Below are 25,115 nucleotides of genomic sequence, written 5' to 3' on the forward strand. Positions count from 1 at the left end.
TGATGAGTCGTTAAGAAGTTTTATAGAACAAGCTGAAAATTTGATAAGTAAATCCTCAGCCGATTCTCAGCATCCTCTCAGGTTGAGGTGAATTAACAAATAATGGCGTGTGGCGAACTTGATCAATGGCTTTGAACAAGTCAGACATACAGAAGGGTTTCATCAGCCAAACCATTTCATTGAGTTCAGGCGATAAGACATGACGAGGTTTGGTATCAACTGTCATTACCACAATTGGAACCTTATTTCCGAGCGATCTAAGCTGGTGATACGCTCTTGAAGCAGCCTCTCCAGGTAGATCCCAACTCATGATGATGATGTCAGGACATAGCACCTGAGCTGCGATTAATCCAATTTTGGCATGATGTTCGACACTCACCTGATATCCCTCAGCCCTCAGTTCTAGGGCAATGAAGTGAGCGAGATTGATTTGGTCTTCGATAAGAAGCAAGCGCGTTTTCATACTACATTCGCAAATATTGATTCAATTTCAATCATCTTGTCTCATCAGCCTTCAGAAGTCCTGAGAAGAAGCTTAAAACTGCCTGAATTTAGAGAACTAAATGATGAGAATAAGCTTTGTTTGCAGATCAACGAGTGACTTTCCTTTTCCTCAGTAAATCATTCAGAAATTCTCAGGTTGCGATCAGCAAGTTCTCAGCTTGAACGGTCAAGATAGTGAGCAAGCTTCCTTGAAGCCTTTCGAGAACTTTGATTCTTAGTACTCAACGAGAAACTTATGAGACGATTCATCTATAGCAGCTTATCTGCATTGCTTCTTTCGGCTTCAATCCTCTCTCCAGCTTTAGCATCTGCTCCCAAAATTGAACTGAGTGCATCGGGTAGTATGGTTTTCGATTTTACTGCTCCTTTTATCAGTAGTTCTGGGTTACTCAACGATAGTCATATCATCCAAGTCATGGTGCTTGGGATGTCTCTAGAAGACTTGACGATTTCGATTCCGCCACAAATGGGCAAATTTAGTCGGGTTCAAGTCACTGATGGAACTGGGAAAGCAGTTGCCGCAAAAATTACCACGAACAAGAAGCAAGTTGCGATCGCATTTGATCAGCCTGTCAATCCAGGGCAACTGCTACAAATCAACATTGTCGGCATCCAGACTGACCAAGAAGAGGGATCTATCTTACTCTACGGATTGACTGGACACCGTGCAGGGATCCGAGACGAAATTCCGATCGGAACTGCCAGAATTCAAGTTCCGGGACGAGGTTAAGACTCAATCTGATCGCATCTCAAAGATACTCAAATTGATTCCTACTCTGAATTTGAACTCATAGACCGCTATCTCCTTGAACGAATCGAGTGTGCAATCAGAACTGCATCAAAGTCTCATGATAGAAGTGGTGAAAACGCTTCTATTGGGGATGGGTGAAAATCCCGATCGAGAACGGCTACTCAAAACGCCGAAACGAGTGGCAAAAGCCATGCAATTTCTGACAAGCGGCTATCAGCAATCTTTGGAAGAACTGATCAACGGGGCAATTTTTGATGAAGGGCACAGCGAAATGGTCTTAGTTCGAGACATTAATATATTTAGTCTGTGTGAACATCATCTCTTGCCTTTTGTGGGTCGGGCACATATCGCCTACATTCCAAATCAGAGGGTTGTTGGCTTGAGCAAGTTAGCACGAATTGTCGAAATGTATTCACGCCGCTTGCAAGTACAAGAACGCCTGACTCATCAGATTGCCGATGCGATTCAAACCGTTCTTGAACCGCAGGGGGTCGCGGTTGTTATCGAAGTAACACATCTTTGTATGACAATGCGTGGTGTACACAAGTCAGCAGCTTGGACTGTGACCAGTGCAATGGTGGGTGACAGCGACTAGAAGAAGCGCGATCGCGTCAGGTGCATTGGTGCAGATGGGATTCGTATCTCAGCGATCGTAGTTTTTAGAGTCCTTTAAATCCGATTCCATTCTCAACTTCCATCGGTTCCACCTGCGGTAAATTTCTGCGGTGAGCCATCTGTAAGCTTCCCATTTGACTAAGAAATAACCCAAACAAAATCACACTTCCACCAATATACTGAGCTTGAGTCGGAGCCTCATCGAGAATCCAGTAAGCCGCAAAAACTCCTACAATCGGTGTAAATGAACTGATCAGTGAGGCAGTCGAAACAGTAGATGCTCCTTAGTGATGTAGAAAAGTCCTGAAACGTCTGATTTATCGAGAGTCTCATGTGAGACAAGAATGGCTTGGGCGGGGCAAATTGTGAGAGGCTTAAGTTCCTACACAAAAACAATCTCATGCAACTGCCCCATCTGTATCGTGAACTAATCGACCAATTCCGTCAATGGATTCAACCGCGTGACCAACGGCACTTAGAGGGCGTATCCGAAGCGGTTGCTGCAATTCTACAATCCGAGAGCGCCTGCTTGAATCATTGGTTGCCCTATTTGAGCCATCGCGGTTGTACCGCCCGCAGTCACCATGCTCGCTTGAATTACTTACTGACCAATCCGCAGGTCAATGCTGAAACCTTCTATGTTCCATTATTGCAGCAATTGCTCTGTGCCTTTGCCGGGACAGACTTGCTGCTGACGCTCGATACCAGTGTGTTGTGGGATCAGTTCTGTTGGATTGGGGTCTGCTTTGTTTGGGGTGGACGCTCGTTCACCTTAGCTCAGATGGTTTTGGAACATGGCAGTGCAACAGTTGCTTTTGAAGCTTATCTTCCTGTCTTAGAGCAAGTTTTCAGCCTGTTGCCCTCTGATTGTCGGGTGACGCTGCTGGCAGACCGTGGCTTTGAGCATGGCGAACTGATGCGGTGGTGCAATCGACACGCATGGGACTGGTTGATTCGGGCTAAAAGCAATCTCACGATTACCCTCGCTCCCGGTGTATCGCAGTCTGTTGCTCAATTGCTGTCTCCAGTCGAGCAGGCTTACTTGTTCCCGAACGTGACAATTCTCGAAGACATCCCCTGCCATCTCGCCACTGCTACACTGCCAGGGGGACAAGAGCCTTGGGCTGTCCTCAGTAGCCAACCCCCTTCATTACAGACGTTTGAGCGCTATGGTCATCGCTTTGGCGGAATTGAACCGCACATTAAAGACTACAAATCTGCTGCCTTTGACATCATTGGCTCTCATTTACGCGATGCCACAGGGCTTACCCGTCTGTTCATGCTGCTCGATATGGCAACGCTGATTGCTTTGGTTTTAGGCTTTTTGCTCGTGCGTTGCGGTCAACGCAAACGGCTCGATTCCCATCCAGAGCGAGGCTTGAGTTTTCTGCAACTTGGTTTGCGCTATCTCAAACAACTTCGTCATTTGGGTCAACCCTTGCCCCGATTTCAGCCTCTGCCACGTCGGAGTCCACCGACGGCATGTGCTTCTCAAAGTAAGCGCGATCGTTTAAATCAAAGGATTCTATTCTCCAAAGTCACCACGTTCTCATCGTGAGACAGCAAAAAGTTTTCTACATCACTAAGGTAGATGCTCTCAAGCCACGAACCCAAAATGATTGTCCTAGAACAACAATTATCACACCATAGATCAGCATCCATCGCCACAAAAATGGAGAGAAGATCTCGACAAAATGATGGCTGCCATATAAAACTAAGGCTGCAAAGAAAAAGACAATCGTGCCTAATGCAGTCCGGAAGATTCCATAAATTGCTGTAGGAACTTCACTCAGCCACTTTTTGCTAATAATCGTTGAGATTGCCAGCAAGATCGCACCGATCACTGCCAAACTTTCACCCACCCCTGCGATTCTAAAATTCATCCCCTGTAAGGATGGCTGCAAAAAAATTGTCAAAAGAACACCCATCAATGCCAGGGCTGTGCCGATCACCTCCCATCGATTTGAGCGTTCCCGTAGCAGCCATATCGAAAGTGCTAAAGTGAATGGTGGCTCCAATCGCCCAATCAGCACAACATTGTTTACCTGTGTCAGAGCTAAGGCTTGAAAAAATAAAGCGGGCGCGATCGCGCCTGACAGAATCGCAACAAGTGTCAGATTTAACCAGTTTCGCTGCGATAATTGTCTTAGGTTTGCTCGATTCCACTGCCGCCCGTACAGGATCAATAAAACGAGTAGCGCACAGAGATTTCCAACAAACAAGACATTGCACAATGAGATTGGATTGTGCCCATCCATGAAGTGTTGAGCGCCAAGTTCGGTCAGCTTACGAGTCACAGCGCTAGAAGCTCCGAAGATCAGCACAGCTAGCCAGAGATAAAGTTGCCCTGGGATTTTACGCTGAGATGGAGTCTTGTTTAAATTTGTCACGATCGTAGTTCCGAATAAAGCACATACTAAAAATCCGAACTAGCGATAAAACCTCCTACTAGGGATTTTATCACCAGTCCAGAATATCTTCTAGCAACAAGGGAATCATTGGTGCAATGCAACAGAGTGTCCCCGACATACAATGCGATTATTTGACTTCGCTAGCCGGAAACTGTGCAACTCTACCTGTTTTTACAGCGACAACCACATCATAAGTTGCACAATAGGAAAAGGTAGTATTGTTTGCCTTGTTGTAGAGATTGACAACCATTCCTGCACCTCCAGGCTGCACTCCCAGGGGTTCTAGATCGCCAAAAAAGTATCGTCTCAGTTCATCGCCACCCCCAAACTGCCCTTTATGCTGGGTCACCCTAGCAATTTTTTGTTGAGCAGTTAACCCAGTACTATCTTTCATTTCTGCGGCAGATGCTTGTACCAATTGAGGACTCAATGTTTTTAGCGGAGCATCCCATAGCGTAACCATACTCATCAAGGTTGCTGTTGTTAGCAAAACGGGAAATTTCATCTTGGTCATTTTGGTGAGTTCCTTATACGTCCACTCAACTCCAGCATAAGTAGCAATCCTGAGTAGAAGCTGAGATTCACTTAAAAACTCTCTGAGTTTTTCTGTAGAAAAGATTCAACGATTTTTTTAAGTCCTCAGTCAATTCTCATGGTCTTATCAGACCTCATTCAGGTAGATTTGTCATGCTGATCTGATATCAACCCGTTGAGGATGTCACACAATGAAACGTTTTCTACAAATATCATTCCTGCTGATGCTGTTCTCTAGTTTCTCAGGAGCAAGCGCGATCGCTCAAACTAAGGAAGCGATGAACATGACAATCGCTCAAGAAGTCATTAGACTTACACCCGCCGATCTTGCTACCTTTGCTTATCGAGGATATTTCAAAAGTCAGGGAATCAGTGGTTATGGGGGACTGATTCAAGATCACTCTTCAGGGAAAGTCTCAAACAAAGATATCGTACAAGCTGCGATCGCAATGCATCTACTCCCCGATTCCACGTTAAACAATCGTGGCTACTTGAATGCTTTGGATAATCAACTGCGAGAAATCAATCTGCATTGAGAATGAGTTAGGATGATTTTCAATCTCTCAGCTAACTTTAAGCTGACTCTCAGACTCTCTAAAGCTTCGTACTTCATCCTAGGAAAATGCAATCTTATTACTCTACAGTCCGTTGCATTCAGCCATCCTTTGTATCTGGGAGAATCCTATGAAACGGTTTGCCTTAGTTAGCTTCTCTACGATCGCGTTAGCCATTGCAGCAAGCCTTCCTGCTACTGCAACGGCTCCTGTAATTTTGCCTCAGTCCGCGATGTCATTTAGCTTCAATGCTCCTTTTATCAGTAGTTCTGGTCTTCGAGGCGAACATCACCTGATCCGTGTCATGGTGCTTGGAATGTCTCTCGAAGATTTGATGGTGCTGATTCCTCCACAAATGGCAGAATTCAGTAGCATCACTGTCACGGACGAATCAGGTAAAACGATCCCTGCAAAGATCAGTCGGGCTGAAAGCAGAGTGGCAGTCGTCTTCGATCAACCTGTGACTCCAGGGCGTACGATCGAGCTTGATTTTACCAATGGAGATACTGCAATGGAACAAGGCGAGATCTTGCTCTACCGTATCACAGCGAAACAGGCTGGCATTAATACGGAAATTCCAATTGGCACAGCCCGCATTCAAGTTCCAAGCCATCAATAATTGAGTTGTTTCCACGTTTGCACCAATGTTGGACAAAGCCCTAGACTTATGGCTTTGTCCATTTTTTGAAAATTAGTTCGACACTTTCTGCGGCTCTTTGTATGACTACAACTTTTGTATGATTACAACTTTTCAAGAGCCTGAGCGAGACTTCTGTCATTAGATCTCACTCACCCAGTCTCACACTTAGAATCGTATAGATGATGAGCTAAGCTCATCCATCTTCCCAAAACGTTAGCTCTATCCATTAGAAAAATTACAATATCACTACATTCTAGATGTTTTCAGGAAATTCTCAGGAAACACTCATTTTTGCGCTGCATACTCTGATATATCGCAATCTAAAAGTGAAGTAGAAAGATGAAGCAGTATGCTCGATCGATGTTTCTAGGGTTTAATCGGAACAATCTACAACTCCCCCAATCCGCCACTTTGATCATGCTAGGCGTTGTTGCGATCTCAGCACTCATCGTTACTGCTTGGTTTGCTGGGCAGGGGGCAATTCCGACGTTATTTGAGCGGCTAAATCAGATTCAGCAGACTCCGCCGGGTTGGTTGATGGTTCCGATGGTAGCTGGCGAGTATCTTTTGGCTTGGGCAGTACTCTTAACGTTCCTAGTCTTCGCGATTACAAAGATTTCGCCACGTCCTCAGCCCTGGTCGAGAGTACTTGTGGTGGCTGTTTTAGGGATTTTGATGATTCGCTATTTTGTTTGGCGATCGCTGTCTACGCTCAATTTTAGTAATCCGTTGGATGGTGTTTTTAGCCTGGGGTTATTCTTGTTAGAACTCCTTATCCTGAGTGGCAGCATGATTCAGCTTATCCTGTTGCTAAGAGTCAGAGATAGAAAGCCAGAAGCAGATCAACTGTCGATCGCAGTTCTAAACCAGAGCTATGTGCCTCATGTCGATATCTTGATTCCCACTTATAACGAGCCAGCGTTTATCTTGAGACGCACAATCATAGGGTGTCAAGCATTAAATTATTCTGCTAAAAGTGTGTATTTGCTCGACGATCGTAGACGACCTGAAATCAGAGATCTCTGTCTCGAACTTGGCTGTCAGTACCTCACTCGACCAGATAATCGGCATGCAAAAGCAGGGAACCTAAATCATGCCATTCCTCAAACAAGTGGTGAACTGATCGCTGTATTTGATGCTGATTTTATTCCGACTCAGAACTTTCTCACTCGTACAGTCGGCTTTTTTCAAGATTCAACAGTCGGTCTAGTCCAAACCCCACAGACATTTTACAATGCTGATCCAATTGCTCGAAACCTTGGATTAGAAGATATTCTGACACCAGAAGAGGAAGTCTTTTATCGGCAAATTCAACCTATTCGGGATGCTGCTGGGGGCGTTATCTGTGCTGGAACTTCGTTTGTAGTGCGGCGCTCTGCTTTGATTGAAGCAGGATATTTTTTTACAGGAGCCTTGAGCGAAGACTACTATACCGGAATTCGATTAGCTGCGAAAGGCTATCGATTGATCTATCTCAATGAAAAATTGAGCGCAGGTCTTGCAGCAGAGAGTATTGCAGCCCAAGCACTTCAGAGATTACGGTGGGCACGAGGGACGCTGCAAGCTTTTTTTGTCGATGCAAATCCACTTACAATTAAAGGATTGCGTCCGATGCAACGGCTTGCTCATTTAGAGGGAATTTTACATTGGTTTACCAGTCTTTCGCGCGTTGGATTTCTCTTGTTTCCCATTGCTTATGCGTTTTTGCACATCATTCCAGTCAGAGCGACAAATGCTGAAATTTTGTATTACTTTCTGCCGTTTTACCTCGTTCAGATCACAACTTTCTCTTGGCTCAATCATCGATCTCGGTCTGCTTTCCTAGCAGATCTTTATGCTTTGGTACTCGCGTTTCCACTGGCTTTGACTGTGATTCAAGTGATGCTTAATCCTTTTGGGCAGGAATTTCGGGTGACCCCTAAAGGAACGAGTCGCGATCGCTTTCAGTTTAACTGGAGATTGGCTGCACCTTTGATCATCTTTTTCATCGCAACTGCAATGAGTTTGTGGATGAACTTAGGCTATGCAATTCTAATGGGAGCATGGCAGCCGATGACAGACGATATTGCGAATCAGATGAAAGGGGTCGATCTCGGTTGGATCTGGAGCATTTTTAATCTACTCACGCTCAGCATTGCATTGCTGATTCTAATTGATGTGCCTCGACCTCACGCTTATGATGAGTTCGATCTGCGTCGTACTCTCAAGGTACAGATTGGGGATCAAGTCAGATGGGGCTTTACGACAGGAATTTCAGAAGTTGGAGCAACGATCGCGATAACTCAACAAATTACTCCAAAAGATTCTCGAATTCAAGTAGACTTTCTAGAAGAGGATCTTACACTGCCAGCACAGGTCACTCAAGTAGAAGATCGCCCTTCAAGCAGTGAGTTTCCGCTCTTGCACATTCACTTTGAACCCCTCTCACTTGAACAGGAGCGATGTTTGATCCAAATGCTATATTGTCGTCCTGGACAGTGGCGTAGTCAATGTGCTCCGGGAGAACTGCGATCGCTCTGGCTACTCTTTCAGGTTTTACTGAAACCTCGTGTGATCTTCGATCGAACTGCAAGAGCGAGCATAGTTTCTGTGGCTCAAGTATCGCCTTAGCTATCAACTCAGGTTAATGCTTGAAAATATAGTCCTAATGAACATTTGCCCCAACTTTCAGCCCTGAGCAAGTGACTGTGATTAATGATGGGACTTTAATCACGGGTAAATCCTAATCTTCTCGCAAAGCGTAGCCAACTCCTCGTATCGTATGAATTAAGCGGGGTTCGTGCGATCCTTCTAGCTTCAAGCGCAAATATCGAACATACACCTCAATGATGTTAGAGTCTCCAACAAAATCATATCCCCATACTGTTTCGAGAATTTGATCGCGCGTCAGAACTTGGCGAGGATGCCGCAAAAAGTACTCTAGTAAATCAAACTCTTTTGCGGTTAATTCAATCGATCGTCCTCCCCGATAAACCTCTCGTGTTTTGTGGTTGAGCCTTAACGTTCCAAACTGCAAGACTTCTTCATCCGTCTCTTGATTTCGACGCAGATGAGCGCGAACTCTCGCAATCAATTCCTCAATGCTAAAGGGCTTAACAACATAATCATCTGCTCCAGCATCCAGTCCTGCAACCCGATCACCCACTTCGTCTTTTGCAGTCAAAAAGATGATCGGTGCTTTAAACCCAGTCGATCGCAATCGGCGGCAAAGTTCAATCCCTGATAGACCCGGTAGCATCCAATCGAGCAACGCCAAGTCAGGAGATATTTCACGAGCCAGCATTAATCCATTCATGCCATCGTGGGCAACACTCACCTGATAGCCTTCACTTTCTAACTCTAGGGCAATAAACCGTGCAAGTTGCACCTCGTCTTCGACAATCAGAATGTGGGGAATGCTCATCCTCATCGTCCTAATATCGGTAAGGTCAATGTGAAGGTTGTGCCAACCCCAGGCTCAGAATCGAGAGAAAGCGTGCCTCCCATCTTTTCGATCAAAGTCTTGACGATCGCAAGTCCTAGTCCTGTTCCTCCCGTTGCTCGACTACGCGAGGGATCAATGCGATGAAAAGGTTCAAAAATCATCACTTGATCGGATGGAGGAATCCCTTCACCACGATCGATCACTTGAATCACTGCGAAATTGTCAACTTGCTTGAGTCGAATCAAAACCGGTGAATTGGGATCAGAATATCGAACCGCATTCTGGATGAGATGATCTAGCACCTGCATTAAGTAATCCCGATGCGTCTGCACTCGAATAGGCATCGGAGCGATTTCAGTCTGAATATTCGGATGATCAAACTTTTCTGTCATGCTGGAAATGTCCCGCACAAATTCATTGAGAATGAGTGGTTCTTGAGCAAGAGTACTATCAAAACTTTCCGCTCGTGCGAGACTAATTAAATCCTGTAAAATCAGCGTCATCCGCTCGGCTTCCGAAGTCGCCATTTCAAGACTTTCTTGCTGAGACACGGATAGATTGGGGATTCGTCTGACAGTACGTTGAAGATAACCATAGACCGTACTTAACGGCGATCGCAGTTCATGAGCCACATCGCTGATAAATTGACGCTGCTGCTGTTTGACGGCTGCTCGCTGGCTGAGGAGTTCATCCCATGCCTGTGCTAAAGTCCGAATCTCGCTAGGGGCAGCACGTGCATTAAAGATCGTTAACTGAGCAACAGTAGTTGTCGTTTGCACCCAATACTGAAATTGCTTCAAGGGACGGAGGAGTAGCCAAATCCCCCCTAGAATCGTGGCAGCCATTGCGCTGATCACAAGCAGACTGAGTGTTGCGAGTTGTTCTGTAATCGTTAAAAATTGCGCGATCGTCAGTTGCTCGGAGTGCATCATTAGCACCGTTTGGATGCTCCAATGACTGAACAATTTATAGCTAGCAAGTGCGATCGCGCAAATCACAATCACTACGACCATCAGCCGAACCTGTAATGAGGCGAAATCAAGCCATTTTCGCCTTCTACTCCACCGATTTGAACCTTGACCCAGCGGATTCATCGACTTCACTCATTACCTAGAGAGGATTCATTCCACATTAAGCTGAAATGCTCAAAATGCGGCTAATGATATGAAATTCTTGAGATACGGTTACTCGACAAAACTCAGCGACTTCTTAAGAATTAGATATTATCTTTTATATTTTATCCAGTTCTTACGTGTCTCTCATCTTGAATTAAGCAATTCTAGCAATAGTAGTTAAATTGCTTACTTAAGCTAATTCGTTCTGTTTTGCAATTCTATGATTTTTTTGGATGTCGAAGAGCTTTTGTCTCATTTTCGCTCGATTGTAACCTATCAGGACTTAGCACTAGGAGACTATCTCTTCTACCAAAATGATCCCGCTCACTCCATCTTTGCTCTACAGTCAGGCACCATTCGACTGCTCCATTACACGAATGAAGGTCAAGAAATCGACCATTATCGAGTTCATGCTGGAGAAATCTTTGCAGAAATTGCTCTGTTTAAGGAATCTTATGTATGCACTGCGATCGTAGAAGAACCAGCACGAGTCGCCCGATTTCCCAAATCGGAGTTTTGGCCAGCACTGCAACAAGATCCTGCACTGTCTAGTGCATTTATGGAACTTCTCGCACATCGATTACACCAAACCAAGATCATGTTAGAAATTCGTGGAATTCGGTCTACGCGCGAACGAATTTTACACTATCTTCGCTACATGGCGGATTCAGGTAAAGAAATCATGCAGTTTCATCGATCGATGAGGGTAATTGCACAAGATTTAGGTGTGAGTCCTGAAAGCTTATCTCGCACCCTAAAACAACTCCAGAAAGAGGGGATCATTACTCGAACAAAACGCATGATTCAACTCAACAAGTGAGCGCAGATACTAACGCTTCGCGAAGGAGAAATTCTTAAGACAACCTAAAAATTTCTCAAGCTTGATTTCAATCAAAGACGTAGGCATAGGCTTTGTTCTACGCTCATTAACATCATTTTTTTGGTGTGGAGACGCGCTTATGAATTTACAGAACAGCCAATCAGTTGAACAACAGCGGTATGTTCTGGAATCTTTAGCGGAATTGAACGATCAAGCTTATATCTTAAGTCGATACTTGCATGGAATTACCCGTGAAGTTTGTCAATTGTTGAACTCAAACTGGACAATTATAACTATCTGCGAGGAAGGAGATTGGCAAATTCTTGCCAGCCACCCGCTTCTCCATGAAGCAGGCCCTGAATCTTCTTTTCATACAGAACTTTCGGCAATTCTACTTCAGCATGGATTGCTTCAGCACATTGATGATGTAGAACACCACCTCGACCATCAAGAGCAACTCGGCAGCTACACTTATTCTCTGGGAGTACCACTGCGAACTATCTATGGCAGAGTCATCGGAACGCTTTACGCATTTCATCAGCATCCTTGTCAACACAGTTCAGAACAGATCTCGATCGTTCAATCGCTTGCAGAACGCACAGCAATGGCGATCGAGAACTATCAACTCTACCAGCAGAAACGATTGAGCGATCAACGTTTAGAGCAGGAAATTGCGACTGGGCTGAGAGAACTACAAGCAATCCAATCAAAATTGGCAACACAGGAACGCCTAGCTGAGATTGGAGAATTCACAGCCTTAATTATTCATGAGATTCGCAATCCTCTCACCACGATCGAGATGGGGTTGAACTATGCCAAAAAACGATTGCTTAACACCTCTGATCAAAAACGATTAGCCTTAGCTCTCAATGAATCTCAACGTCTGAAGCAGTTACTCACTGAAATCTTGCTCTACACAAAGCCGCAGGTCTTGAAGCGCTCCAGGTTGAATCTTGGCGACTTTTTGAGCGAGCTGCTCATACAACTTAAGGACATGCCCGAAGCAACTGATCGTCAGATAGAATTAACCTTCACACAACCGGACATTCACATTTCCGCCGATCGAGATAAGCTCAAGCAGGTCTTTATCAATCTAGTTCGGAATGCTTTTGAAGCAATCTCGCCTGGAGAAAAGATCAGGTGTGAGATTAGCTCCCTCCATTCAGAGCGAGTTTGCATCCATATTCATAACAATGGAGAACCCATTCCGCCAGAAATCTTACCTCACCTAACAACACCTTTCTGTTCTACGAAGCCTTCTGGAACAGGATTAGGACTCGCGATCGTAAAGCGAATTATCACCGCACATGATGGAGAATTGACCATTCATTCTTCTGCAGCAGGCACAACTGTAAGCGTTCAATTGTCAATCGTGCCTTAAATGAACCTCATCAAGTTCAATCTCCTTCTGCAATGATTTGAGGCTAAAAGTAACGTGCGATTTAACAGCAATCGATAATCGGTAGTGCATCAGGATAATGTGGGATAAGTTGCTATATCGTACCACGCCCAAGAACGAACTGTTAATCCTGCCCGTTGTGCTGCAGTGGATTTGAAGCGGCTGTGCTGCCAGATCCAATTGAAGTAGCTCATGACTAACCGGGTAGTGACTTTCGTCTGTTCCCACACCTTGCCAAACTTGTTCTGTCGTCGATGCCATCTTCCGGTTTGTTGTCGAACTATCCCATTAATCCGCTCTAATCGCTGTGTTTTATCTTTGCCGATGTGGTGCTGAATTTCGAGAGGTAAGACTCGCTCATAGCCGCCCCAATCGTCACTATTGAATCGCTTGCAGTTTGTTTTACCTTCGGTGTTCATCACTAACTGCTCAAGCAGTTCATCATTGTGTTGACCGACTCGTGCAGCCAAAATTAATCCACTGCTGTTCGCCAAGCTCAGTCCAATCCAGCAATCTCCAGTTTCTCGCTCTTGGCTCAAGCATTGCTTTTGTTTTTTGAGACAAATGACTACAGTTCATCAGCACTGACCTCGCTTGTTTCGACCGCTTGAACTTCTGCATTATGTACCAGTTGCGCTCTCTGACTCGCTGCTCGAACAATGCTGACGACTGTGTTGTAAGCGAGTCCAGTGATCCGACTCACCCCGCGTAGACTGCTGCCTTCTGTGCCGCGTCAATTACTTTTGGGCTTCGCGTCAATTAGAACAAATGCTCAAATCCTTGCAAATATACAGCGATCGCATCTCAGTATAATTGTCGCGAACCCGGTTTGTAATTGACGCGGCATATCAGGAATCATTAGGCGAAGAACGGATTCAGCAAGTTCAAGCTGACTGGCAAGATTTATTTGATCAAGTCCAGGTAGAGATGGCGAAAGGGACTGATCTAACCGCCGCACCCGTTAAAGCTCTAGCGCGACGATCAATTGAATTAATCCAAGCGTTTACAGGAGGTGATCCTGGAGTTGAACAAGCCTTAAACCGGATGTGGCAACAGGAGCAGCCTGAAGTGGTTAGTCGAGGAATGGTCGATGCAGCGATGATGGAATATTTGGCCAGAGCTAGATCTGCTCTGGAGCAATCCGAGTGATAGAAGTGGGCGGTCTGATTTGCTTGCGATCGCCCACTATAGGGCATTAAGAGCGCTGAGTTCATTTCCTCGCCACAGCCCAACTAAACCAGCAACGGGAAAAAACAGGTGGGTAATGAGGCTCAGTCCAATGGCAAAAGACATATTATGCCTCTGTTGAGATTTATCTTTTACTTTGCTCAAGCACAAGATTAAGAGCGATCGCAACAGCTAAACCAATGCCGATTCCAAAAACAAGATTTTCTACGATTAATCCAATTGTAACTCCAATCGATAAACCCAAAGCAATACTCGCACCCATGCTACGTTGTGAATTTCCCATCACTGATTCCTCCGCATTTGAGGTTGTCGATTAATTGTGGTCCTGAAGTTCAAATCCTGGTAGTGATCGCTTGAGTCTTAAAAATTGCTGCTTTATCGATCGTATCGAACTCGTCGGAAACTGCGTGAGAATGGATAAAGTTTCTGGCAAACTCATGCCCTGCTTGCTGACATCGGTGTTACCACATTTGTCTCTCTCAAAACATCAGTTAGACTGAGACAACAGCAGCCCTTGATGAATGATCTGCTTACAGATTGGCAAAATTCCTCCTGTTAGAGAGATGTTGACGTAGGCATCGGCTTATAAGTTGGTTTCTTTAGTTAAAGCCATCTGACACAACAGTTCAAACGCCTCACGGGGATAATCTCCAAGTAGGTTCGCTAATGGCTTAAGAATCTGACAAACTATATCTCATCATTCAAGGCTTTAATGCAACCATTGGAAAACCTTCAAAAAATTCGTCCAGAAGCTTAATTTTCTGGATTTTGTCAAGCGATATACTTTGGGAGGTGGCTGACAGTCCTTCGTCGGAGGAGCATTTAATGATCCATCTTGAGCAATTAACAGCCACATTGATGCAGGGGGTGATCGAATATGCAGGAGCCGAAAGGGGCGCTCTGATTCTCTTGGAAGAGGATCAACTCATTGTAGTCGCTCAATGCAGCGGAAATAGACAGTGTGACCTGGAAAAGCTTGCTGTTGCTGATTGTGCAACGATTCCTGTCTCCGTCATTCACTCGGTAGAACGCACTCAAGAAACTTTAGTGCTTGATGATGCAGTCACCGAATTGTCTTTTTCAACTGCTCCTTACATCCAACACCACCAGACGCGATCTCTCCTGTGTATGCCAATTCTTCAGCAACGTCAGCTGATCGGCATCCTTTATCTAGAGAACAATCTCAGTACCGGAGTGTTTACCCGCGATCGCTTACAAATTCTTGAACTGTTGATAGCTCAGGCAACAATTTCACTAGAAAATACTCGGCAGTATGAACGGTTAGCAAACTATGCCGAAACACTGGAAAAGAAACTAGAAGAACAAACTCAAGCCCTACAGCAGGAGATCATCGATCGCGAACGAACAGAAGACGCATTACGACAAAGTGAAGCAAATTATCGCAACCTGCTACAAACCGCGAATTCAGTCATCATTCGCTACGATCCGCAAGGACGGATTCGCTACATCAATGATTATGGGATAAAACTTCTGGGCTATGAAGAACATCAGATTTTAGGGCGAACCTTATTTGAAACCATCATTCCAGACATCGAAATCTCTGGACGCGATGTTAAACCCTTTGTCCATGATTTACTTCGCAATCCCAAATCGTACCCGCAAGGCGAGGGTGAAAACCTGTGTCGAGACGGTCGGCGCATTTGGATGGTCTGGTCGAATCAAGCTATTTTTAATGACCAGGGAGATGTCGTTGAAATCTTATCGGTGGGCAATGACACCACTCAGCGTAGACAAGCAGAAGAGGCATTACAACGCAGTGAAGCTAAGTTCCGCAACATCTTTGCAAACTCGCAGGTTGGTATCTACCGTACTCGTATCGGTGATGGATTAATTCTCGATGCTAATCAACGCTTTGCCGATCTGTTTGGCTTTGATTCACCCCAGGAGATGATTGGGATTGAACACACTACAGGCTACTGGGTCAATCTCAGAGATCGCCAACAAGGCATCGAGGTGATGAAGCGGGATGGGGAAGTGCGAAGCTATGAAGCACAGATGCGAAAACGAGATGGGACAGTCTTTTGGGGGCTTTTCTCTTCTTATCTGAATACAGGGGATGACTACATCGAAGGAGTGATTGCGGATATTAGCGATCGTAAACAGGCAGAAGTCGCGTTGCAAACCTCTGAAGCAGAACTGCGATCGCTCTTTTCAGCCATTCCCGATCCAATGTGTATCTTCAATGGTGAGGGGCAATTGATCTGTGCAATCAAAGGGAATCCGTCCTATGGAGAGTTATATCGGGAGGAGTATATTGGTAAGACACTGCATCGACTCTATGACAGGGAACAAGCCGATGAATTCCTGAGTTATATTCAGCAGGTGTTGAGAACTCAACAAGTACTTACAGTTGAATACAGTCAGTGGATAGCTGGACGAGAAATCTGGTTTTCGGCTCGCATTTCCCCGATTCGGCATGAGCAGGTGATTTGGTTGGCGCGAGATATTACGCCACAAAAGCAAGCAGAAGCCGCATCGATTCTGGAAGAACGCAACCGTATGGCACGCGAGATTCACGACACCCTTGCTCAGTCGTTTACAGGCATTCTGGCTCAAGTCGGAGCGGCAAACCAGGTGCTAACGGATGATGTAGAAGCAACCCAGGCGCACCTAGACCTGATCAAAGAATTGGCGCGAACTGGACTGACTGAAGCACGGCGATCGGTTGTGGCGCTCCGTCCTCAGCTTTTAGAGGAAGGCAGTTTACAGAGTGCTCTCCATCGTCTCGTCGCTCAACTCAGAACTGCCGCACTAGATACCACTTTGTATTATGAGATTGAGGGTGCAGTGTATGCTCTACCGAGTGAAGTTGAGAGTAATCTACTGCGGATTGGGCAGGAAGCCTTAACCAATGCGATTAAACACGCCCATGCTAACGAAATTCGAGTGGAGCTAGTTTACGATCGTGATCAATTTTGCTTGCGCGTGAAAGACAATGGACAGGGCTTTGGAGTGGGCAGTATTCCATCTTCTGAGGGATTTGGCTTACTCGGCATGAGCGAACGAGCAGAGCGCATCGGCGCACAACTCACGATTCGGAGTCAGCCTGGACAAGGAACAGAGATTGTTGTGGTAGTTGGAGTGTATAACCAGTGACTACTCCACACCCCACACCCCACACCTCACACCCCATACCCCCAATTCGAGTTCTAATTGCAGACGATCATGCTATTTTTCGGCAAGGATTAGCCACGATTATTAACCGTGATCCAGAGATGAACGTGATTGCCCAAGCTGAAAATGGGGAACAAGCGATCGCGCTATTTGAGGAACACCAACCGGATGTCACGCTGATGGATCTGCGAATGCCGGAAGTGGAAGGCGTTGCCGCCATTGCTGCAATTTGTGCGATCGCTAAATCGGCTCGGATTATTGTGCTGACCACCTATGATAGTGACGAAGATATCTATCGGGGATTGCAGGCAGGAGCCAAAGGATATCTGTTGAAAGAAACTGAACCGGACGAGCTTCTGAATGCGATTCGCACCGTCCATCGGGGTCAGCAGTATATTCCGCCAGATGTGGGAGCAAAGTTAGCACAGCGCCTCAGCAATCCAGAACTGAGTGAACGAGAACTAGAAGTACTCCGCTCACTGTCCCAGGGAATGAGTAATGCTGAGATTGCCACTGCTTTGAGTATTGGTGAAGGTACGGTTAAATCTCATGTGAATCGGATTTTGAATAAGTTAGATGTGGGCGATCGCACTCAAGCTGTGATTGTTGCCGTTAAACGCGGCATTGTCAGTTTGTAGAGTGTACTTTCGATCGAATTCGGATTCTAACTTAAGTTATAACCAGTCTTCTACTTTGAGATCGCAGGGGCACTCTATCAATTTGTACTGTAAAAAATTCAACCCACTGTAGACGACGGACTGAAGGCAATTTCCTATATTGAATTTATGCAAACAGTTATACAGTCAGAAAATAAATTTATGACCGGAGTGGCAATGCGCTAATTCAACTGACTGATGTAGCCATCTACTACGAGCCGTCGGACTATTCCTATCAAGAAGGGGCGTTTGAATGATTGCAATCGCAACTCTCTCGTTTAGTTCTAGATGAATTTGCTCGCTGCTAGCAGAACCTACGCTAATGTAAGTTCGAGATAATTCCTGAGCGCTCGGCGGTTGGAATTCGCCAAAGCGTATTGAGTGATTTCTTATCCCGAACTCGCCTTAGATAGACTTTGGGAACTATTGAAATAGGAGTATAAAGGTGCCTCAGGCAAACTTTTTGCAACGTTTTTTGGCTTGGTTGATTGATCAAGCGATTCTTATAATTCTCTATTCGCTAGCGATGTTTGCGATTGGATTAGCTGCTGGAGTCTATAACCGGAGTCAGATACAAATTCCCGACTTATTACTGTCTCTGGGCTTGATCGGATTTTTGCTTGTTCTCTGGCTTGGGCATTTTTTGTACTTTGGTTACTTTTGGAGTCGTCGAGAACGATCTATTGGAATGGGAATGATGAATATCCGAGTTGTTAAAGTTAATTACAGTTCTTTGTCTTTTGTAGTAGCGGGTTTGCGCGGTTCGATCGGATACTATCTGAGTAGTCTGATCTTTTGTTTAGGTTACCTCTGGTTCTTTGTCGATGAACAGCAGCAAACTTGGCACGACAAGATTTTTAATACGGTCGTGCTGAAAGGATAAACGTTGAACCAGGAGATAACGGTGAGTATTAAACTCTGACTGCTGACAAAAGTTCCTCGCGTTACGCTAACGCATCAGTCACCGACTCAAAGTGATTCAGCTAATGTTCAAGTTGCTTACGCTAGGCATGTCCTAAATCATCAGGTTTTTCCCAGCTTTTATAGCAAGGTTCCCTGCTTCAATGCTCTGCCCCTGACTATGTTCCTTTTTTGATCGCACAGGCATATAGACAGAAGCCGTTTAAGATCCTCACCTTTCGGCATCCAACTTGGGATTAGTGCCGAGGCGCAACTCCGAAGGAACCGCAGCACACCTCAATCATGAATTCATCATGCAATATCTTTCACAGGACTTAATCCTTCTTGCACTCAATCCCCAAACTGGGAAAACTCGCTTTTCTTGGTACTCTGCACTCGACTATGGCTTGGTCGGTTCTTTATTACTAGACTTAGTACTGCAAGGCAAACTTGAGATCGACAACGATAATCGTGTGATCGGTGCGATTAGCGCTTTGCGCAACTCCGCAGGAATCACAGGCAACACAGGCAATGAATTCTTAGATCAACGCCTCAGTGAGGTTCTAGCATCGTCTCGTCCTCGAACTGCAAGGTTCTGGGTGACTCGCTGGAGACGAAGATACCTGGGCATTCAAACGATTGTGTTGCAGAACTTAGTTGATTTAGGGGTTTTAGAACGACAAGAGCAACGCATTCTTGGACTGTTCCCAACGCAGCGATATTTTCTCACCGATGAATCCATTCAACGCGAGATTGTCCAGCAAGTTCGTGCAGCCGTATTAGAAGGCATTGGACTGAATTCTCGAATGGCAGCATTGATTAGTTTGATGCAAGCCTCTCACCTGACCGATGCGGTGTTCACGCCTGAAGCACGTCCTGAAGCACGATCGCGAATTAAGGCGATCGCAGAAGGGGAGTTGGTCGGCAAAGCAGTTTCAAAAGCAATTTTCACCGTTCAAACAGCCGCGACTCTGGGTGCAGTCAATGTCAGATGAAATCGTTAGGGGTTGTATAGAACAATCGTTCGGACAATTTTTGACAGGAAAGCTTTTCTATCAGACTTGTCCAGAGTATTGCTGCTTGATGCAAACGTAGAAAAATGAACGACGATAGTAGTCACAGTCCCTTACTTGTCCCTCCTTCAACCCAAGATTGGATGCAAGGTGTGCTGAGTGCAAAGGTTGTGTTGGTGATGTATGGAGACTATCAAGACCCTAAAAGTGCGGACGCTTACAAGCTGATTAAACGGCTCAAACAAGAGCATAGTGCTTCTCTTGGAGAAGATTATTTATGCTTTGTCTTCCGTCATTTTCCGCAAACACAGATTCATCCTCATGCTCAACGAGCCGCCGAAGTTGCTGAAGCCGCCGCTGCCCAGGGACAGTTTTGGTCAATGCACGATACTTTATTTGTTCATCAACAGAAGTTAGAGAACGGCTACCTTCTAGAATACGCCAACGATTTGGAGCTTGATATTCCGCAGTTTCTCAAAGACTTGTCTAAACATGTCCATATCGATCGCATCAATGAAGATATCGAAGGTGGAATACACAGTGGAGTAAAAACGGCTCCAGCCCTATTTATCAACAACATTCGCTATACCAGACGCTGGAAAATAACAGAATTGACGACAGCTATGATTGCTGCAAGTCATTAAGGAATACCCTCAAAACAGGTTCGCTTACACGATGCAAATCATTCATAGCGACAAATAGGAGAAAGATGATGCAATTAACCACAATACGACGATTATCTAGAATCACTGCGATATTTGCTAAAACTACTCTATCAATCATCACGGTGACAGGAGTGATTGGGAGTTCACGAACGCACCCAGCGATCGCCACCCCTCCACCGCAACAATCTCCTATTCTCGTTGCAACCGCCTACACGGATCTGACGTTGCCAACCCTAAGACGGGGCGATCGTGGTAGAGAGGTACAAATGTTGCAGCAAATTCTCTCGGATAATGGTTTTTTGCATGCTGCCGGAGTCAGGTTAGGAACTCCCAATGGTGCTGCTGTTGATGGTGTATTTGGTGCGATTACAGAGTCTGCGGTGAGAGATTTACAACAACGCTACGACATCTCCGTCACAGGACAGGTCAACCCTATGACTTGGGAAGTGCTGGATATGCGGGAGAATCCCTATCGATCGCCGCTTCCCTGGAAATCCTAATTAATCATTCAGAAAAACTTCCGAAAAAACTCATAAGGACACTTCTAATGAATAAGATTCTGTCCAGGCTTCAACAATCCCCGCGAGTTATTTCAGCAACAATACTGGTCAGCCTATTGTTGCTGTTCAGTTTCCCATCTCTAGCTCAAATTAGTCCACAGGTGATTCCCAGAATTGAAGTAATTGAAAGTTCTGAAGGAATTCCACCCGCTTACCGTTTAGTCATTAGCCAACCTCAGGACATTGTGTATGCTTTCTGTCCTACGGATTTTGAGCCTGAGTTGAGCTATCTACGAAATGTGAAAGCAATTCAGTGTAAGCGTTCTCCCACGTAACTAGCGGTCAGATCCAGGCACTACATCCACACAAAAGTTAAGGAGACAAAGATGAGATTCAAAGCAACCAAAGGAACGCCGAGAATCGGAACGGAAGTTAAAGACGCGACTTACGTCGAGGCTGCTGGGTGGGGTAAGTATCGGTGGTGGCGGTATGTTCTGGGGCTGATGATTATCCTCTTTGCATGGATGGTCGTCGCCAACTTTGCCAGTGCGCTTGTCGCGCTGGCGCTCGGCGGCAAAGAGGGTGCCGCAGCGCTTGGTCGGCTGGATTTCGCGGCGTTTGGTCCTGTGGGGGGCTTCGTCGTGTCCATGGCGGGTTTTCCGGCGTTCCTCGCAGGAATTCTCATCGCCGTCACCCTCATCCACCAGCGCCATCCCCGGACGCTGATCACGGCGCGGGAGCAGATCAGTTGGACTCGCGTCGGTCACGGCTTCGTGGCTGGGTTCGTGCCGTGGGTTCTGCTCGCTGGACTGGGGCAATACCTCCTCTACCCCAATAGCTTCTCCTTCAACTCCGACCTCAAGACGTTCGCGCTCTTTGTACCGATCGCGCTAATCCTCACTGCAATCCAGACGACCACCGAGGAGCTTTTCTTTCGCGGGTACATTGTGCAGGGTGCAAGCCTAATCTGGTCGAACCGTGTGTTTCTGGCGATCGTCTCAGCCGTGATCTTCACCCTGCCGCACGCCACTAACCCAGAGTCACAGGAGGGTGGCTGGATCGGGATGTTCGTCGGAATCTTCGTCGGCACGGGTCTGCTGTATGCAATCGTTTCATTGATCGACGGCACGACCGAGCTTGCGATCGGCGCACACTTTGCCAACAACATCGCGTATTTTCTCTTGTTCAACTGGTCTGGAAGCTTCTTCTCCGCGCCAGCCCTATTCAGCATCAGTGAGTACCACGCAAGATTCTACGACATCACCTCTCTCGTGCTGATTCCCGTCTTCCTGGCGATCTCTTACAAGGTGTTCAAGCGTGACAAGGCAGCCGAACCCGTCGATTCCTGAACCCATCAGCAACTCGATCAAAGGAGTTCATCACCATGTCCAAAGTGTCTTCTAACCACCCACAAAAGACCCCTGCCGCGATCGCACCAAACCGTGCCTCTCGTCCGGGTTGGTCTGAAATCGCCGTCGGTCTTGTCGTCTTCGCGATCGTTGGAATCGGGGTTGGCTCGCAACTCAAGCGGCTCGGTCTTAACCCCGTGGTTTACGGACTGGTCTTCACCGCGCTCTCTGGTATCGCTGGAATTGCCGGATTTGCAGTAGCAGTGCTACTGCGGATTCGTTCCCTGAACGCCTTTGGTTTGCGTCCGGTCTCTAAGCGCTGGTTCCTCATCGCGATCGGAGTCGGACTGGTTGCCTTCGTACTCAAAGGGCTGGCAGTTCTGGGTTGGATTCAGATCACCGGGAACAATAACAGTGTCCAGAGTGTGTACGCAGAGGGCGGTAGCGGCGGAGTACTATCTTTGGTTTTAGCAACATTTTTCCTTGGAATCGTCACGCCCCTCGGCGAGGAGTTGCTCTTTCGGGGGGTCGTCACCAACGCGCTGCTGCGCTATGGTCCTTTCATTGGGGTTGTGGGTAGCACCCTGATCTTTGCCCTTGTTCATGGCATCAACATTGTCTTTCCCGCAGCTATAGTGGCTGGTCTCGCTACTGCCGAGATCTTCCGCCATAGCGGATCAATTTGGACTGCTGTCGTTGTTCACGTCGTTTTCAATTTGCCTACAATCCCAGTGATGATAATTGCTGGCATGAGCTAATAGGACAGAGCATCTGGAGATTAAACCAATGGCAATTCTGAAACAATTCGGGATTTTATTTGTATTGGGCAGTGTGGGAATTGTGATGTTTACGGTCACGTCTATTCCTTTAATCGAGCAACAGTTAGCGAAACTGTCTCCAGAAACAATGGAAAAAGTGCCTCCATTGTGGATTTTAATGCTTCTGCAAGGACTACAGTATTCAGTTCTACTGGCAATCAGCATTCTGATCGGCATTGGTTGTGCCTACCGTGTTGGATTACGCTCCCATTTGGTTGATCATTGGGTGTTTCATACCACTAAGTCTCTATCTTTTGCTGTTGAGATGAAGTGGAGTTTGGGTGTGGGCGCAGCGGCGGCGCTCGTTCTCTTTTTGCTCGATCGGTTGATGCAACCTGCCCTACCTGAAGCACTACGGGCAGCCAATAATACAGAACGAAGTTGGTTGAATTTGCTCACAGCAATGTTCTATGGCGGCATCACTGAGGAAATTTTGATGCGTTGGGGTTTAATGTCGTTGCTTGTTTGGATCGCGTGGAAAGGTCTAAAACAAGGCGTTACGCTGCCAAGTCAAGGAATTTATCAAGGTGCGATCGTTCTAGCCGCGTTGGTATTTGGACTGCTACACCTGCCAGCGACTGCCGCAGTAGTTCCACTCACTCCGCTTGTGATTATCCGAGCGATCTTACTCAATGGGATTGCTGGCATTGCGTTTGGTTGGCTCTTTTGGCAATACTCGCTTGAGGCTGCGATGTTATCCCATGTCAGCTTTCATGCCTTTTCCTTTGCTCTTAGCCTTTTGCTGGCAAGATCTGCCTAAGCTTTTTGCTGGCAAGCATCACTGTATCCATCACCCAATATTGGAGCTAAAACATGTCACGCAAAACGATCGCCACCAAAGACCAGTCTCCACAACGATCGCTTACTCCTAGTGCCAAAAACCCGCTTCGGCGGTTTCTTCGCAAACCCCTTCAGATCATTGGCACTAATTTTCGCGCCTACCTCACTATCAACGCCATTGTGTATGGCTTAGTCATCATCGGGTTGGTAGTGGCGATGGTCTTCCCCAACCTGAGCGCAACTCAAGCAGCCATCCTGGAAGACAACGGAACGGCGGCTCTTGTCCGATCTCTATTCAATAACCCCTGGCTGTTCTCGCTGACTATCCTGGGAGTTAACCTCACGACCGGCGCGCTGTGGATCGTGCTCCCTTCGCTGATCGTTCCCTTTGCTGGTATCGCCATGTTTGCGTATAAGACGTTCACTCTGGGTTTAGCAATGGCTCCGACTACCAAGATGATGGCGGTGGCACTGATCCCGCACTCGCTGACAATACTCATCGAATTCCAAGCTTACGCCCTCCTGATGTTTGGCGCATATATCCTGGGTCGGTCTTGGGTTCGCCCCGCCACCATCGGCACTCGGAACCATCGTCAGGGTTACGTCCGTGGGCTGCAACAGTTCGGTTGGCTAAGTCTATCCACGCTCCCACTGTTCATCGTCGGCGCGATCTGGGAGGCGTTCTCGCTGCGCTACCTGGTTCCTCCGCTGACCCAATGGTTGTTGTAGCCAGTAGGTGATACTGCCCACAAAACTTTACTGTGAAGAGTTTTACAGACTGTTCGCAGTGTGATTTTGGGCTGAAAGTCGGTCTTGATTAAAACAGGAGAAGCAGAATGAGACAAGATGAAGTGGCTTTGATTAAGTACAAAGATTTTGCGCCTCGAATTACTGAACGGGGACCCTTCGGCGGAGCTTCCGATTATGAATCCTTCTCTGATGTTGTTAGTACTGTAAATCAGTGGATCGAAAGTACAACGATACAGGTAATCAATGTTGAAACCGTTGTTTTACCCGATCGCATCGAAGGCACCAGTGATGATGTCTACGGAGTGACGACCAGTAATGCTTTCCACCCAGTGATGATCAGCCAGGGTCTTGCAATCAATTGCTTTCAATGTGTGCGTGTCTGGTACAGAGAATAAGCTTCATCGGAGAAAGTAATGAAATGATCTACCTGGTTTACTTTCCTGTATCTAGCGCTCGGAGTTTGCCTGACGGCGATCGCGCTTGAGAGTCAGAACTGGACGATGGAAGCCATGTTACAAGCGTTTTCGTGGCTATTAGCCGTCTTAATACTTGCAGAAATCATTGTGATTACATGGCAAGTAAATCCTGAACATT

At 46.3% G+C, this 25,115-nt stretch carries 26 protein-coding genes and 3 pseudogenes; 21 read left to right on the top strand and 8 right to left on the bottom strand.

The window, feature by feature from the left end; genetic code table 11:
- Positions 1-55 precede the first annotated feature (55 nt).
- The gene (locus ACMUEV_RS30055) at positions 56-463 is read right to left on the bottom strand and encodes a response regulator transcription factor (RefSeq protein WP_190650016.1); all 408 of its coding nucleotides are present in this window, start codon (positions 461-463) and stop codon (positions 56-58) included.
- Between the two features lie 276 nt (positions 464-739).
- Here ACMUEV_RS30055 and ACMUEV_RS30060 point away from each other — a divergent pair, with 276 nt between their 5' ends.
- Positions 740-1,234: a hypothetical protein gene (locus ACMUEV_RS30060; protein WP_017285526.1), complete on the top strand. Its 495-nt coding sequence runs from the start codon at positions 740-742 to the stop codon at positions 1,232-1,234.
- Positions 1,235-1,352: 118 nt separating this feature from the next.
- Positions 1,353-1,838: pseudogene (gene folE / locus ACMUEV_RS30065) on the top strand (GTP cyclohydrolase I FolE); the annotation flags it as partial.
- A 76-nt stretch (positions 1,839-1,914) separates the two neighbouring features.
- Here folE and ACMUEV_RS30070 read toward each other — a convergent pair.
- A pseudogene (locus tag ACMUEV_RS30070) lies at positions 1,915-2,133 on the bottom strand (EamA family transporter); the annotation flags it as partial.
- A gap of 137 nt (positions 2,134-2,270) precedes the next feature.
- Between ACMUEV_RS30070 and ACMUEV_RS30075 the strand changes: the two are divergent.
- A complete protein-coding gene (locus ACMUEV_RS30075; RefSeq protein WP_415354608.1) occupies positions 2,271-3,428 on the top strand; it encodes a transposase in 1,158 nt (385 codons plus the stop codon).
- Between the two features lie 16 nt (positions 3,429-3,444).
- Here the strand turns inward: ACMUEV_RS30075 and ACMUEV_RS30080 are convergent, their stop codons facing one another.
- Together ACMUEV_RS30080 and ACMUEV_RS30085 are read right to left on the bottom strand one after the other, a co-directional pair.
- A complete protein-coding gene (locus ACMUEV_RS30080; protein WP_415354717.1) occupies positions 3,445-4,260 on the bottom strand; it encodes a DMT family transporter in 816 nt (271 codons plus the stop codon).
- 148 nt (positions 4,261-4,408) lie between these two features.
- Positions 4,409-4,795: a hypothetical protein gene (locus tag ACMUEV_RS30085; RefSeq protein ID WP_199329725.1), complete on the bottom strand. Its 387-nt coding sequence runs from the start codon at positions 4,793-4,795 to the stop codon at positions 4,409-4,411.
- Positions 4,796-5,006: 211 nt separating this feature from the next.
- Between ACMUEV_RS30085 and ACMUEV_RS30090 the strand changes: the two genes are divergently transcribed.
- From ACMUEV_RS30090 to ACMUEV_RS30100, 3 genes are all read left to right on the top strand, one after another.
- Positions 5,007-5,351, top strand: a complete 345-nt coding sequence (locus ACMUEV_RS30090; protein ID WP_190653403.1) for a hypothetical protein — start codon at positions 5,007-5,009, stop codon at positions 5,349-5,351.
- A 148-nt stretch (positions 5,352-5,499) separates the two neighbouring features.
- Positions 5,500-5,988, top strand: coding sequence for a hypothetical protein (locus tag ACMUEV_RS30095; RefSeq protein ID WP_190653402.1), 489 nt, complete (start codon positions 5,500-5,502; stop codon positions 5,986-5,988).
- Positions 5,989-6,348: 360 nt separating this feature from the next.
- The gene (locus ACMUEV_RS30100) at positions 6,349-8,619 is read left to right on the top strand and encodes a glycosyltransferase (protein WP_190653401.1); all 2,271 of its coding nucleotides are present in this window, start codon (positions 6,349-6,351) and stop codon (positions 8,617-8,619) included.
- A gap of 112 nt (positions 8,620-8,731) precedes the next feature.
- On the opposite strand, the gene ACMUEV_RS30105 is transcribed toward ACMUEV_RS30100, so the two are convergent.
- Complete coding sequence (locus tag ACMUEV_RS30105) at positions 8,732-9,418, bottom strand: response regulator transcription factor (RefSeq protein ID WP_415354718.1); 687 nt, start codon at positions 9,416-9,418, stop codon at positions 8,732-8,734.
- Positions 9,415-10,446, bottom strand: coding sequence for a sensor histidine kinase (locus tag ACMUEV_RS30110; RefSeq protein ID WP_242044814.1), 1,032 nt, complete (start codon positions 10,444-10,446; stop codon positions 9,415-9,417). Before ACMUEV_RS30110 ends, ACMUEV_RS30105 begins: the two co-directional genes overlap by 4 nt.
- A gap of 322 nt (positions 10,447-10,768) precedes the next feature.
- Between ACMUEV_RS30110 and ACMUEV_RS30115 the strand changes: the two genes are divergently transcribed.
- Entirely contained in the window at positions 10,769-11,368 is a 600-nt protein-coding gene (locus tag ACMUEV_RS30115) for a Crp/Fnr family transcriptional regulator (RefSeq protein ID WP_190653398.1), read from the top strand.
- A 139-nt stretch (positions 11,369-11,507) separates the two neighbouring features.
- The gene (locus ACMUEV_RS30120) at positions 11,508-12,749 is read left to right on the top strand and encodes a GAF domain-containing sensor histidine kinase (RefSeq protein WP_190653397.1); all 1,242 of its coding nucleotides are present in this window, start codon (positions 11,508-11,510) and stop codon (positions 12,747-12,749) included.
- An 89-nt stretch (positions 12,750-12,838) separates the two neighbouring features.
- Here ACMUEV_RS30120 and ACMUEV_RS30125 read toward each other — a convergent pair.
- Positions 12,839-13,491 (bottom strand): annotated as a pseudogene (locus ACMUEV_RS30125) (IS1 family transposase); the annotation flags it as partial.
- Between the two features lie 89 nt (positions 13,492-13,580).
- Here ACMUEV_RS30125 and ACMUEV_RS30130 point away from each other — a divergent pair.
- Positions 13,581-13,916 (top strand): TipAS antibiotic-recognition domain-containing protein, encoded by a 336-nt coding sequence (locus tag ACMUEV_RS30130; protein ID WP_190653395.1) that lies wholly within the window; start codon positions 13,581-13,583, stop codon positions 13,914-13,916.
- Positions 13,917-14,079: 163 nt separating this feature from the next.
- On the opposite strand, the gene ACMUEV_RS30135 is transcribed toward ACMUEV_RS30130, so the two are convergent.
- The gene (locus ACMUEV_RS30135; protein WP_190653407.1) at positions 14,080-14,238 is read right to left on the bottom strand and encodes a hypothetical protein; all 159 of its coding nucleotides are present in this window, start codon (positions 14,236-14,238) and stop codon (positions 14,080-14,082) included.
- 542 nt (positions 14,239-14,780) lie between these two features.
- Here ACMUEV_RS30135 and ACMUEV_RS30140 point away from each other — a divergent pair.
- The 12 genes from ACMUEV_RS30140 (at position 14,781) to ACMUEV_RS30195 (ending at position 24,916) form a co-directional block, all read left to right on the top strand.
- Positions 14,781-17,072, top strand: coding sequence for a PAS domain S-box protein (locus ACMUEV_RS30140; protein WP_190653394.1), 2,292 nt, complete (start codon positions 14,781-14,783; stop codon positions 17,070-17,072).
- Entirely contained in the window at positions 17,069-17,728 is a 660-nt protein-coding gene (locus ACMUEV_RS30145; protein WP_268242457.1) for a response regulator, read from the top strand. Before ACMUEV_RS30140 ends, ACMUEV_RS30145 begins: the two co-directional genes overlap by 4 nt.
- A gap of 463 nt (positions 17,729-18,191) precedes the next feature.
- Positions 18,192-18,629, top strand: coding sequence for an RDD family protein (locus ACMUEV_RS30150; RefSeq protein ID WP_190653393.1), 438 nt, complete (start codon positions 18,192-18,194; stop codon positions 18,627-18,629).
- Positions 18,630-18,960: 331 nt separating this feature from the next.
- Positions 18,961-19,641: a GOLPH3/VPS74 family protein gene (locus ACMUEV_RS30155; protein ID WP_190653392.1), complete on the top strand. Its 681-nt coding sequence runs from the start codon at positions 18,961-18,963 to the stop codon at positions 19,639-19,641.
- 104 nt (positions 19,642-19,745) lie between these two features.
- Positions 19,746-20,303 (top strand): DsbA family protein, encoded by a 558-nt coding sequence (locus tag ACMUEV_RS30160; RefSeq protein ID WP_190653391.1) that lies wholly within the window; start codon positions 19,746-19,748, stop codon positions 20,301-20,303.
- A gap of 65 nt (positions 20,304-20,368) precedes the next feature.
- Complete coding sequence (locus ACMUEV_RS30165; protein WP_348251651.1) at positions 20,369-20,824, top strand: peptidoglycan-binding domain-containing protein; 456 nt, start codon at positions 20,369-20,371, stop codon at positions 20,822-20,824.
- 47 nt (positions 20,825-20,871) lie between these two features.
- Positions 20,872-21,159, top strand: a complete 288-nt coding sequence (locus tag ACMUEV_RS30170) for a hypothetical protein (protein ID WP_026148303.1) — start codon at positions 20,872-20,874, stop codon at positions 21,157-21,159.
- A gap of 51 nt (positions 21,160-21,210) precedes the next feature.
- A complete protein-coding gene (locus ACMUEV_RS30175; RefSeq protein WP_190653390.1) occupies positions 21,211-22,173 on the top strand; it encodes a CPBP family intramembrane glutamic endopeptidase in 963 nt (320 codons plus the stop codon).
- 35 nt (positions 22,174-22,208) lie between these two features.
- Positions 22,209-22,931, top strand: coding sequence for a CPBP family intramembrane glutamic endopeptidase (locus ACMUEV_RS30180; protein WP_190653389.1), 723 nt, complete (start codon positions 22,209-22,211; stop codon positions 22,929-22,931).
- A 28-nt stretch (positions 22,932-22,959) separates the two neighbouring features.
- A complete protein-coding gene (locus ACMUEV_RS30185; RefSeq protein WP_190653388.1) occupies positions 22,960-23,751 on the top strand; it encodes a CPBP family intramembrane glutamic endopeptidase in 792 nt (263 codons plus the stop codon).
- 53 nt (positions 23,752-23,804) lie between these two features.
- Positions 23,805-24,500 (top strand): stage II sporulation protein M, encoded by a 696-nt coding sequence (locus tag ACMUEV_RS30190; RefSeq protein ID WP_190653387.1) that lies wholly within the window; start codon positions 23,805-23,807, stop codon positions 24,498-24,500.
- Between the two features lie 107 nt (positions 24,501-24,607).
- Positions 24,608-24,916: a hypothetical protein gene (locus ACMUEV_RS30195; RefSeq protein ID WP_017285487.1), complete on the top strand. Its 309-nt coding sequence runs from the start codon at positions 24,608-24,610 to the stop codon at positions 24,914-24,916.
- Positions 24,917-25,115: the final 199 nt, after the last annotated feature.

The organism is Leptolyngbya sp. FACHB-1624 (assembly GCF_047649235.1).
In the GTDB taxonomy this organism is placed as follows: Bacteria; Cyanobacteriota; Cyanobacteriia; order Leptolyngbyales; family Leptolyngbyaceae; genus Leptolyngbya; species Leptolyngbya boryana.

What these genes read in the sequence shown, in the direction of transcription:
- ACMUEV_RS30055 (WP_190650016.1), bottom strand. Translation starts at nt 463, where the DNA reads ATGAAAACGCGCTTGCTTCTTATCGAAGACCAAATCAATCTCGCTCAC.
- ACMUEV_RS30060 (WP_017285526.1), top strand. Translation starts at nt 740, where the DNA reads ATGAGACGATTCATCTATAGCAGCTTATCTGCATTGCTTCTTTCGGCT.
- ACMUEV_RS30075 (WP_415354608.1), top strand. Translation starts at nt 2,271, where the DNA reads ATGCAACTGCCCCATCTGTATCGTGAACTAATCGACCAATTCCGTCAA.
- ACMUEV_RS30085 (WP_199329725.1), bottom strand. Translation starts at nt 4,795, where the DNA reads ATGACCAAGATGAAATTTCCCGTTTTGCTAACAACAGCAACCTTGATG.
- ACMUEV_RS30090 (WP_190653403.1), top strand. Translation starts at nt 5,007, where the DNA reads ATGAAACGTTTTCTACAAATATCATTCCTGCTGATGCTGTTCTCTAGT.
- ACMUEV_RS30095 (WP_190653402.1), top strand. Translation starts at nt 5,500, where the DNA reads ATGAAACGGTTTGCCTTAGTTAGCTTCTCTACGATCGCGTTAGCCATT.
- ACMUEV_RS30100 (WP_190653401.1), top strand. Translation starts at nt 6,349, where the DNA reads ATGAAGCAGTATGCTCGATCGATGTTTCTAGGGTTTAATCGGAACAAT.
- ACMUEV_RS30105 (WP_415354718.1), bottom strand. Translation starts at nt 9,418, where the DNA reads ATGAGGATGAGCATTCCCCACATTCTGATTGTCGAAGACGAGGTGCAA.
- ACMUEV_RS30110 (WP_242044814.1), bottom strand. Translation starts at nt 10,446, where the DNA reads ATGGTCGTAGTGATTGTGATTTGCGCGATCGCACTTGCTAGCTATAAA.
- ACMUEV_RS30115 (WP_190653398.1), top strand. Translation starts at nt 10,769, where the DNA reads ATGATTTTTTTGGATGTCGAAGAGCTTTTGTCTCATTTTCGCTCGATT.
- ACMUEV_RS30120 (WP_190653397.1), top strand. Translation starts at nt 11,508, where the DNA reads ATGAATTTACAGAACAGCCAATCAGTTGAACAACAGCGGTATGTTCTG.
- ACMUEV_RS30135 (WP_190653407.1), bottom strand. Translation starts at nt 14,238, where the DNA reads ATGGGAAATTCACAACGTAGCATGGGTGCGAGTATTGCTTTGGGTTTA.
- ACMUEV_RS30140 (WP_190653394.1), top strand. Translation starts at nt 14,781, where the DNA reads ATGATCCATCTTGAGCAATTAACAGCCACATTGATGCAGGGGGTGATC.
- ACMUEV_RS30155 (WP_190653392.1), top strand. Translation starts at nt 18,961, where the DNA reads ATGCAATATCTTTCACAGGACTTAATCCTTCTTGCACTCAATCCCCAA.
- ACMUEV_RS30160 (WP_190653391.1), top strand. Translation starts at nt 19,746, where the DNA reads ATGAACGACGATAGTAGTCACAGTCCCTTACTTGTCCCTCCTTCAACC.
- ACMUEV_RS30165 (WP_348251651.1), top strand. Translation starts at nt 20,369, where the DNA reads ATGATGCAATTAACCACAATACGACGATTATCTAGAATCACTGCGATA.
- ACMUEV_RS30170 (WP_026148303.1), top strand. Translation starts at nt 20,872, where the DNA reads ATGAATAAGATTCTGTCCAGGCTTCAACAATCCCCGCGAGTTATTTCA.
- ACMUEV_RS30175 (WP_190653390.1), top strand. Translation starts at nt 21,211, where the DNA reads ATGAGATTCAAAGCAACCAAAGGAACGCCGAGAATCGGAACGGAAGTT.
- ACMUEV_RS30180 (WP_190653389.1), top strand. Translation starts at nt 22,209, where the DNA reads ATGTCCAAAGTGTCTTCTAACCACCCACAAAAGACCCCTGCCGCGATC.
- ACMUEV_RS30185 (WP_190653388.1), top strand. Translation starts at nt 22,960, where the DNA reads ATGGCAATTCTGAAACAATTCGGGATTTTATTTGTATTGGGCAGTGTG.
- ACMUEV_RS30190 (WP_190653387.1), top strand. Translation starts at nt 23,805, where the DNA reads ATGTCACGCAAAACGATCGCCACCAAAGACCAGTCTCCACAACGATCG.
- ACMUEV_RS30195 (WP_017285487.1), top strand. Translation starts at nt 24,608, where the DNA reads ATGAGACAAGATGAAGTGGCTTTGATTAAGTACAAAGATTTTGCGCCT.